This window comes from uncultured Sphingomonas sp. (assembly GCF_964244265.1).
Classification (GTDB): domain Bacteria; phylum Pseudomonadota; class Alphaproteobacteria; order Sphingomonadales; family Sphingomonadaceae; genus Sphingomonas.
In genome coordinates this window covers 94148-103894 of sequence record NZ_CAXTHV010000009.1, presented here as the reverse complement: position 1 = coordinate 103894, position 9747 = coordinate 94148, and the positions used below count along the sequence as shown (strand labels likewise).

The following is a 9747-nucleotide window of genomic DNA, read 5'->3' as shown; positions in this document are numbered from 1 at the left end:
TCATAGCCCCTTCCTCTCAGGAGTTAGGGCCTCCGACAAACCCGGGGCGGTTCACCCGCGCTTCGATAAGTGGTTCTGTTTCAGTTTTAGGGAATGGTGCGCGCCTACAGGACTCACGTCGCGCCTCTCTCTATCTGCTATACAACTATTTTATTACTGGTGCGCTTTCGATGGCCCCCAATATGGCCCCCGCACTTGAAAATTTCTTTATGAAATTGCGGTGCGAGCAGTGTTTCTCGTGTTGCGATTCGCAAATGCGCCCCAAGCATCGCTTGTAGGCTGGACATGGCGCGGACCCGCTGGTGAATTGTCCGTGGCGGGGGGCTAGCCTTCGATAAAATTGCATAAACACCTGCGCTATCGAACGCGCGCGAGAGATGCAGTTTTTTCCGATTAGTCGGAATTCTTCACCGTATGCCGGGCGATGCGGCGGCGCTGGCGCCAAGGGTCTAACACATAGGTAGCAGGCGGTTCGCCATTAGATAACCGGCGTTGCCGGGATGCTCGCGCAAATTGTTCGGGGCTGGCGTCCTCTAAACCCTCGCTTTGTTTGTCGTGATTGACCATCCAAAACCAAATCCCAAACCCGGTAAGAAGCAATATCGCGGCCCACCATCCGCCCATTTCTGAAGAAAGCAGCAGCCAAGCCCCGACAATGAGCGCGATGCAAAACCCGGCAGACAGCGCCAGGACAATGTACCGAAACGCAACCACGAGCACCGCCAGCACAGCTACGGCAAGCAAAATTCCACCGGCGATTTCCAGCATTGTTGGCTTCCAGTCACGTCAACGTGGAAATCCCACCGATCTCCGCAGCACAGAAAAATAGGTCAAATTGTTAACAAGGGGATTAATACGCCGTGGATCGATAGTCACCATGCTCGCGACATGGGCGTGTGGACCCGTATCTCGACATTCTTGGAAAGCGAATTCGCGCAAAACGGCGAGCGTTGGGTATGTCGCAGGAGGGGTTGGCCCACGAGGCCGGATTGGATCGGAGCTACGTGGGCCGAATTGAGCGGGGGGAGCACAACCCGACATTCACCGTTCTCGTCAAACTATGCCGAGCAATGAAATGCGATGTAGCGGCATTGGCGCACGGAATTCCGCGAGGCTGAAGCGCCTCGTTGGAGCGCTATCGTCACGCCGTAATTTGATCGCGAAACGCCTAAAACTCTACGAAGCCGCTGTATGTATGAGAGGGAGCGAGAACAAATAGCGTTTCATTCCCTATCGTCATGCTTTTTGGACGAATATGAGCTGATAATCGCAGAAAAAGTGTGCGTTATAATAGGAGGGAATGAAGGTGCATGTTGTTTCATTCCCCGCTTTATGCGCGCGCGCGATGGATAGCTTGCGCTTCGCTCCGCGCTGCCGCGCTACGACATCAAGCCCCGCAGTTCGCTCGATAGATGGCCCGAAAAAACATCAGTGATTTTCAATTTCCAGATTTCAAATTGCATCGCACGTTGGATCGATTGGCGCGCTTGGCATTTTGCGACGTCACCCGCGCCGCCGCGTCGTTATCTTGCCGAAGAAATCAAAATCCATTGCGCCCGGTTGCTCTTCACAGCGTGCGGCAGGGGAGGCGCGTGAACCGCGCTTCCCCTGCGCCGTAGTACCGCGTGAATGCCACTATGAGGCGTCGAGCAGTAGCCCGTAGCCCTTACGTGCCACATTCCCCTTCCTCGACGAGCTTTTTTAATGACGCCAGCTTGACCAGGCGACGCCGGCCAAGCTGGACGGTTTCGATTTTTCCATCACCTATGAGCCGGTATAGGTGGGTGCGTCCGATGCCCAATGCACGGGCCGCATCATTAATTCGCAGCGTAAGCGGCTGATCCATTTTCACCTCCGAACAGCGCCGCCGCAGATAAGTCTTCGCAAACGGGCTGTGATTGCTGGTTCGTGCAACGGACGAGGCTGCATTGCGTCGGGGCCGAAGCCCGCAGCAATTCATGTCCCGAGCGGTGGCTGCTTCCGATCGGTAAGACGAGTTTCGAGCAGCAGCCCGAGCCTATCTCGACATGCGCCCGAGTTTCGTTTTCTCGGGAACGGCGGGGGTTAACCTCCCCGGAGGTTGAGTTAAGGTGTGCTCGTCTTTGGTCGGTGTCAATCGCAAAATATTGTGCTTGTCCTGCCCCGTTGGCGCACGCGCACTAAGACACGTCGGCACGAAAGGGAGCTACCGCTGGCCCGCTCGTATAAGAACTATCTCGGCGCCAATCCGCAGACGCTCCAAATAGTCAGCCCACCAATGCGCCATGTCCACCCGCTCTGACCAATGCGCGCCTCGGTGATAGGCCGCGCGGATCGAATCGCGGTCTTTATGCGCGAGGGCGCGTTCGATGGCGTCCGACGACCATTTGCCGCACTCGTTAAGCAGCGTGCTTGCCATAGCTCGAAAGCCATGTGCGGTCATTTCGTCGCCGGTAAAACCTAATCGCCGCAAAGCGCCGTTGACTGTGTTTTCCGACATTGGACGGAGGCCAGAGCGCAACGACGGGAAAACGTAGCGCCCATGCCCGCTAAGCTCCCGCGCACTTTCAAAAAGCCCGATGGCCTGTTGGGGCAGGGGCACCACGTGTTCCACCCGACCTTTCATTTTTGCAGCCGGTATTCGCCATATCGCCGCATCAACGTCGATCTCGGTCCATTCGGCCTGCCGCAGTTCGCCCGGCCGGACAAAAAGGATCGCTGATAGCTGTAGAGCGTAGCGTGTCAGCGGGTGGCCCTCATAACCGTCCATCGCACGCAGCAATTCGCCGGCTTTCTTGGGATCAAGGATAGCCGCGTGATGTTTGGGCTTCCTCGCAGCCAGCGCGCCGCGCAGATCGCGTGTCGGGTCCGAAGGGGCTAGTTGGTTGACGACGGCATGGCGAAACACCTGCCCGACGAATTGCAACGTTCGGTGCGCCTTCTCGTCATTCTTGGCCGCTTCAAAGGGCCGCACGGCATCGAGTATTTCGAAAGGCGCGATTTCGGCGATAGGGCGAGCACCAAGCGATTTTTCGATCAGGCTCGCAAACCACTCGCGCTTCCTGATCGTGGCCTCTGCAAGACCGTCGCGACGGTTCTTTTCGATGCACGCTTTGGCGACGGCCCCGAACGTATTGACCGCTGCAAGCCTCTTGGCATGCTTCTCGCGTCGCCTTTCATCTGACGGGTCTTTCCCTAGCGCGAGTAAGCGGCGGGCCGCATCTCGCCGTTCCGGAGCCTCTGCCAAACCCACATCGGGATAAGTCCCGAGTGATAGCTTCTTCTCGATCCGCTTAGCATTTCCAGCGTCGTCGCGCCCATTTACGCGATATTTCATGCGCCAGAGCATTCCGCCGGATGGTTGGACAAGCATAAACAGGCCCCTCTCGTCGGCCAGTTTGTAGGGCGCTACCTTTGGTTTGGCATTTCGCAGGGTCGTTGCAGTCAGGGTCATTGGGGGCCACGCCTTTCCTGTCATTTTGCAAGGCCCCCGCAGTGGCCCCAAAATCGGCTGATTGCAGGCGAACAAATGCGAACACCAGCGATCAGGCCGATGCCATTTTTAGCAGATTTCCGTGGTTTTTTCAATCATTCGCGAACGTTAGCGAATGGAAGGGTGGTGCCGCCTACAGGATTCGAACCTGTGACCCCCGCATTACGAATGCGATGCTCTACCAGCTGAGCTAAGGCGGCGCGGGTGCGGCGCTGAACGTCGCGAGGGCGCGCGCTTAACAGGTCCGCTCTGGGCTGACAAGGTCGTGACCAATCGGCCGGCAGTGTAGTTTACGCTTCGTTTACCACGCATGGAGCACAATGTGGCGGGTAATCAGGGCATTGTTGCCCGGGGGAAGTAAGCGCATGGACACGCTGCGAGGATCTGACGAGGAGCGGTCGGTCGGGGCCAATACGGCCGATCACGGCGTTGCCGAGGTCAGCGAAGCGATCGGCAATGACGAGCGGCGGATGCATGTACGCGCCTATAATCACTGGGTGTCGCTGCTCCATGGCCGCGCCTATCCGTCGATCGAGGATCTCAATCCGGAGACGATCGCCGATTTCGGGCCGCACAGCGTACTCCTCGACTTTACCGGCGGGCTGGAGGATCCGGCGATCGCGTTCCTCGGCGCCGCGCTCCGCGAGGAGACGGCGCTGGACCACGGCATCACCCATATCTCGCAAGTGCCGAGCCGATCGCTGCTGTCGCGATTGACCGATCACTACCTTCAGATCATCGCCAATCGTGCCCCGATCGGGTTCGAGGCCGAGTTCGTCAGCACCCGCGGCCATAACACGCTTTACCGCGGCATCCTGATGCCGTTTTCCTCCAGCGAGGATACGATCAACTTCATCTACGGCGTGATCAACTGGAAGGAACTGGTCGACGCCGCGACCCAGGCCAGCCTGGATGCCGAGGTCGATGCCGCGATGCGCGCCGCGCCCAAGGTCCAGACAAGCGCCGCCATATGGGCCGATGGCCCGGCCGCCAGCGTCGCGCCGCCGCCGGCACTCGCCGATCACCTGCATCTGGCGCGGGAGAGCGCCGCCGCCGCGAACGCCGCCGATACCCGCAGCCGCGCCGCCTTGTACCGCGCGCTGGGCCGCGCGCACGACTTCGCGCTGGCGGCGGATGCCGATCCCCTGGCCTATGCCGACCTGCTCACCGGGACCGGCATCGTCGTCCAGGACCGCGCGCCGATGACGGCCGTCGCCAAGCTGGTTTTCGGCGCCACTTACGACAAGGCGCGCCTGACCGAATTTGCCGCGGTGCTGGCGCATGCCCAGCGCCATGCCGTGCCGGGCGGCGGCCTGGCCGACATGCTCGACCAGGTCGCCGGCGGCATCAAGGCCGTGGTTGCCGCGGAACGATCCGCGCGCCGCCCGGCCGACGCATCGGTCCGCATCGACCCGCTGGCCGAAGCTGCCGGCCGTCTGGCGCTGGCCAGCATCGAATTCGCCACCGATCTGCCGCTCGGCGAGCTGGTCGTCCTGCTGGCTCGCGCGGTCGATGGCGACCGGCTCGACATCCTGGCCTCGGTCGCCGGCGACCGGTCATTGGCCTTGCGCACGTTGAAGGCCGCGCGCTGACGCTTCGCCCCTGCAGCAGGCCTTGAGCACGGCCGGCCGCGGGAGCATAGCGCGCGCGATGTCCAGAAACTCGACCCAATCGCTGTCGGACGCGCTTGCGAACCGGCTTGTCCAGGGCGCCCTGCCCGCCGAACTCCAGGATTTCGGGCCAGCCGAGCAGCGCGATGCGGCCGCCTTCGTCGCCGCCGCCGCCCGGCACCGTGCGCCCGCGACCCCGGCCATCGTGCTCGAGCCGATCAGCACCGGCGGCCCCCGCCGGAGGATGCGCGCCGCGATCGTCAACGACGACATGCCGTTTCTGGTCGATTCGATCGCCGCGACGATCGCCGCGCGCGACATCGCCGTCGATCGCATCATCCATCCCGTCATCCCGGTTATCCGCGACGCGCAGGGCGAGCTGACCGATGTCGGCAAAGGCGGTTCGCCCGAATCGATGATCTATCTGGAAATGGAGCGTGCCGACGCACGCGTCCGCCGGTCGCTGCTGTCGGCGCTGGCGGCCAATCTTGCCGATGTCCGCGCCGCGGTCGGCGATTGGAGCGCGATGAAGGCGACGATGGCGATCGATGCCGACCGGCTGGAGGGCGACGGCGCCGCATTGTTGCGCTGGCTGCTGGATGGCCATTTCACGCTGCTGGCACATGAGACCTACCCCTTGAACGGCGGCCACCGCGCGGCGCTTGGACTGGCGCGCAACAGGCATTCCGTGCCGCTGCTCGCCGAGGCGTCGCGCGTGCTGGCGTTCGACTGGTTCAACCAGGACGGCGAAGCGCCGCTGTTGCTCAAGTCCAATCTCCCCTCGTCGGTTCATCGCCACATCCCGCTCGACTTGGTCATCGTGCCGATGCGGGAGCAGGACCGGATCACCGGACTGTCGCTCCACGCCGGTCTCTGGACGTCGAGCGCGCTCGCCGCGTCACCCCGGGACGTACCGGTGCTGCGCGCCCGGCTCGCGGCGGTGCAGGCCAAGTTCGGGTTCGACCCAATGGGCCATGCGGGCAAGGCGCTGGAACACGCGCTGACCGCGCTGCCCCACGACCTGCTGGTGGCATTCGGGTCGGACCAGCTCGAGCGCGTGGCGTTGACCGCGATGAGCCTTGCCGACCGGCCGCGACCACGGCTGGTGCTGGTGCGTTCGACGCTGGGCCGGCATCTGTTCGCGTTCGTCTGGCTGCCGCGCGACGATTTGACGACCGCGCGTCGCGTGGCGGTGGGCGAGATGCTGGGCGACGCGGCGAACGGCGCGCTGCTCAATTGGTCGATCGCGATGGACGACGTCGTCGCGCTGATCCGCTTTACGATCGACCTGGGCGATGACGGCCGCATGCCCGACGAGGCCGCGCTGGACCATCGGCTGGAACGCATGATGCGCGGCTGGGCGCCCGCGGTCGAAGCGGCGCTGGCGGAGATCGAGCCGGCGCGCGCGACGCGGCTGACGCTGCGCTACGCCGCCGCCTTTCCGCAAGGCTATCGCACCGCCAACGCGCCCGAGGAAGCCGCGCGCGACATTGCCCGCCTGGCCGATCTCGACAGCCCGGCCGATCGGTCGGTGCGACTGTTCCGGTGGGGCGAGGAACTGCACCTGAAGCTGTACCGTCTGGGCGGCGCGGTGGCGCTATCCGACGCGGTGCCGGTGTTCGAGAATTTCGGTTTCCGCGTGATCGAGGAACGGCCGACGGCGCTGCACGACGAGAACCGCGCATTCGTCCACGATTTCGTGCTGGAACCGATTGCCGCCGGCGGACAGGTGCCCGACGATCCGGCCGTGCTGGAGCAGGCGATTGCGGGCGTGCTGGAAAGCCGCGCGGAGAATGACGCGTTCAACCGGTTGATCCTGGACGTCGGCATGGCGCCACGATCGGTGCTGCTGTTCCGCGCCTGGTTCCGGTATCTGCGCCAGGCCGGCCTGCCTTATGGCCTGTCGACGGTGGTCGACGCGCTGCGCCGCGCGCCGGACGTCGCAACGGCGCTGATCGAACGATTCGCAGCCGCGCACGACCCGGCGCGGCGCGAACCCATCGAGCCCGCCGACGAGGCGATCCGCCTGGGCCTCATCAGCGTTTCCGCGATCGACGACGACCGCATCCTGCGCGCGATCGGCGGCGTGGTCGCCGCGACGCTCAGAACCAATGCCTTCATCCCCGCGTCCGACGAGGCATTGGCGTTCAAGCTCGACAGCCATCGCGTTCCCGGCCTGCCCGCGCCGCTGCCCTGGCGTGAAATCTGGGTCTATTCGCCTCGCGTCGAGGGCATCCACCTGCGCGCCGGGCCGATCGCGCGCGGCGGCCTGCGCTGGTCCGACCGGCGCGACGACTTCCGTACCGAGATCCTGGGGCTGATGAAGGCCCAGCGCGTCAAGAACGCGGTGATCGTGCCGACCGGCGCCAAGGGCGGATTCTATCCCAAGCACCTGCCGCTGCCGGCCAATCGCGAGGCGTGGCTGGCCGAGGGTACGGAAAGCTACCGCATCTTCATCCGCACGCTGTTGTCGATCACCGACAATATCGTTGACGGACAGGTCGTGCACCCCGACGGCGTGACCGTGCTCGACGGCGAGGACCCCTATTTCGTCGTTGCCGCCGACAAAGGCACCGCGACGTTCAGCGATGTCGCCAACGCCATCGCCATCGATCGCGGCTTCTGGCTGGGCGACGCCTTCGCCAGCGGCGGCAGCCAGGGCTATGACCACAAGGCGATGGGCATCACCGCCAAGGGCGCCTGGGTATCGGTCCAGCGCCATTTCGCCGAACGCGGCGTCGACGTCCAGACCGATCCCGTCAGCGTCGTCGGATGCGGCGACATGTCGGGCGACGTGTTCGGCAACGGCATGCTGCTGTCGACGTCGCTGCGGCTGGTCGCGGCGTTCGACCATCGCCACATCTTCCTCGATCCCGATCCCGATCCGGCGGCCAGTTGGGCGGAACGGTCGCGGATGTTTGCGTTGCCGCGGTCGAGCTGGGCCGATTACGATCCACGGCTGATCTCGACCGGGGGCGGCGTATTCCCGCGCGCCGACAAGACCGTGAAGCTATCGGCCGAGGTTCGCGCCATGCTCGCCGTCGAGGAAGAGGAACTGGAGCCCGGCGCGCTGATCTCGGCGATCCTGCGCGCACCGGTCGACCTGATCTGGTTCGGCGGCATCGGCACCTACGTCAAGGCGGCGGCGGAAAGCCACGTCGACGTCGGCGACCCCGCCAACGACCGCTTGCGCGTCAATGCCGAAAGCATCCGCGCCACCGTCGTCGGCGAGGGCGCGAACCTGGGCGTCACCCAGGCGGGCCGCATCGCGTTCGCGGCGAAGGGCGGACGGATCAATACCGACTTCATCGACAATTCGGCGGGGGTCGATTGTTCGGACAATGAGGTCAATATCAAGATCGCGCTCAATCGCGAGATGATCGAGGGCCGGCTGGGTTACGCCGCCCGCAACGACCTGCTCGTGCGGATGACCGACGAGGTTGCCCACCTCGTGCTGGAGGATAACCGGCTGCAGACGCTGGCGCTGTCGATCATGGAGAATGACGGCCCGCGGGCCTTGCCCAGCTATGTCCGGCTGATCGAGATCTTCGAGGATGCCGGGCGACTCGATCGCGCGGTCGAGGGATTGGCGGGCGACGAGGAACTGCTGCGGCGCGGCGCCGACGGGCGCGGGCTGACCCGGCCCGAACTCGCGGTGCTGCTGGCGACCGCCAAGCTGGCGCTGCAGGAGGCGATCGAGCATGGCGGCCTCGGCCGGGACGAAAGCCTGCTAGGCGACCTCCACGCCGCCTTCCCCAGCGCCATGCGCGGGAAATATACGGCGGCAATCGACCGACATCGGCTGCGCAACGAAATCGTCGCGACCAAGCTGGCCAATCGGATCGTCAATCGGCTCGGCGTCCTCTACCCGTTCGAGCTGGCCGACGAGGAAGGCGCGGCGATGACCGACATCGCCGCGATGTTCGTGGTTGCCGAACGCGTTTTCGACCTGCCGTCGCTGTGGCAGGAAATCGATTGCACGCCGATGCCCGAAGGCGCGCGTATCGCGCTGTTCGACGAGGTTGCGGTGGCGGCCCGCGGGCAGATTGCGGACCTGTTGCGGGTAAGCACGCCGGGCACCGCGCCCGGCGAGGTCATCGCGCGGCTGGGCAAGGGCATCGCCATGCTCGACCGCATGACCCGCGAACTCCTGCTGGAAGAAGCCAGCGCGCAATCCGCACGGATTACCGCCAATCTCCAGGCAGTGGGTGCCCCCGCCGCGCTGGCGGGCAAGGTAGTGCGCCTGTTCGAGCTGGACGGGGCGGTCGGCCTTGCCGATCTCGGCGCGACGCTGGCGATCAACGAGACGGTGGTGACGCGCGCCTTCACCCATCTCGGCCAGGCGCTGGGGCTCGACTGGGCGCAGGCACGCGCGGCGCGGATCAATTCGAGCGACCCCTGGGAACGGCTGCTGATCGTCGGCCTGGCGCGCGACTTTCAGCAATTGCGGCTGCAGTTCCTTGAGCGCGTCTCGGGCAACGACCCCGAGGCGGCGGTCGATCAATGGCTGGCGGCGAACGCCCCGCGCGTCGCGCAGTTCAAGCGCGTGATCGACCGTGCCCGCGCGGCCGCCATACCCACCGCCGCCATGCTGGCACAGATCGCCGGGCAGGCGCGGGTATTGCTGGGGCGGTAGCCGGCGGCGGCCCGCTGCCCGGCCTGAGG

6 protein-coding genes and 1 tRNA gene are annotated in these 9747 nt (G+C 64.4%); 3 read left to right on the top strand and 4 right to left on the bottom strand.

The genetic code is table 11. The features are described from left to right. Nucleotides 1-393: 393 nt before the first annotated feature. The gene (locus tag ACFE7K_RS05680) at nt 394-768 is read right to left on the bottom strand and encodes a hypothetical protein (protein WP_375397200.1); all 375 of its coding nucleotides are present in this window, start codon (nt 766-768) and stop codon (nt 394-396) included. A 128-nt stretch (nt 769-896) separates the two neighbouring features. Between ACFE7K_RS05680 and ACFE7K_RS05675 the strand changes: the two genes are divergently transcribed. Further along, complete coding sequence (locus ACFE7K_RS05675) at nt 897-1118, top strand: helix-turn-helix domain-containing protein (protein WP_375397199.1); 222 nt, start codon at nt 897-899, stop codon at nt 1116-1118. A gap of 548 nt (nt 1119-1666) precedes the next feature. Here ACFE7K_RS05675 and ACFE7K_RS05670 read toward each other — a convergent pair. The 3 genes from ACFE7K_RS05670 to ACFE7K_RS05660 form a co-directional block, all read right to left on the bottom strand. Further along, nucleotides 1667-1846: a helix-turn-helix domain-containing protein gene (locus ACFE7K_RS05670; RefSeq protein ID WP_375397205.1), complete on the bottom strand. Its 180-nt coding sequence runs from the start codon at nt 1844-1846 to the stop codon at nt 1667-1669. A gap of 339 nt (nt 1847-2185) precedes the next feature. Further along, nucleotides 2186-3433 (bottom strand): tyrosine-type recombinase/integrase, encoded by a 1248-nt coding sequence (locus tag ACFE7K_RS05665; RefSeq protein ID WP_375397198.1) that lies wholly within the window; start codon nt 3431-3433, stop codon nt 2186-2188. Between the two features lie 163 nt (nt 3434-3596). Further along, nucleotides 3597-3672, bottom strand: a tRNA-Thr gene (locus tag ACFE7K_RS05660). A 165-nt stretch (nt 3673-3837) separates the two neighbouring features. Between ACFE7K_RS05660 and ACFE7K_RS05655 the strand changes: the two genes are divergently transcribed. Together ACFE7K_RS05655 and ACFE7K_RS05650 are read left to right on the top strand one after the other, a co-directional pair. After that, nucleotides 3838-5064 (top strand): hypothetical protein, encoded by a 1227-nt coding sequence (locus ACFE7K_RS05655; protein ID WP_375397197.1) that lies wholly within the window; start codon nt 3838-3840, stop codon nt 5062-5064. 58 nt (nt 5065-5122) lie between these two features. After that, the gene (locus ACFE7K_RS05650; RefSeq protein ID WP_375397196.1) at nt 5123-9718 is read left to right on the top strand and encodes an NAD-glutamate dehydrogenase; all 4596 of its coding nucleotides are present in this window, start codon (nt 5123-5125) and stop codon (nt 9716-9718) included. The last annotated feature ends 29 nt before the right edge of the window (nt 9719-9747 follow it).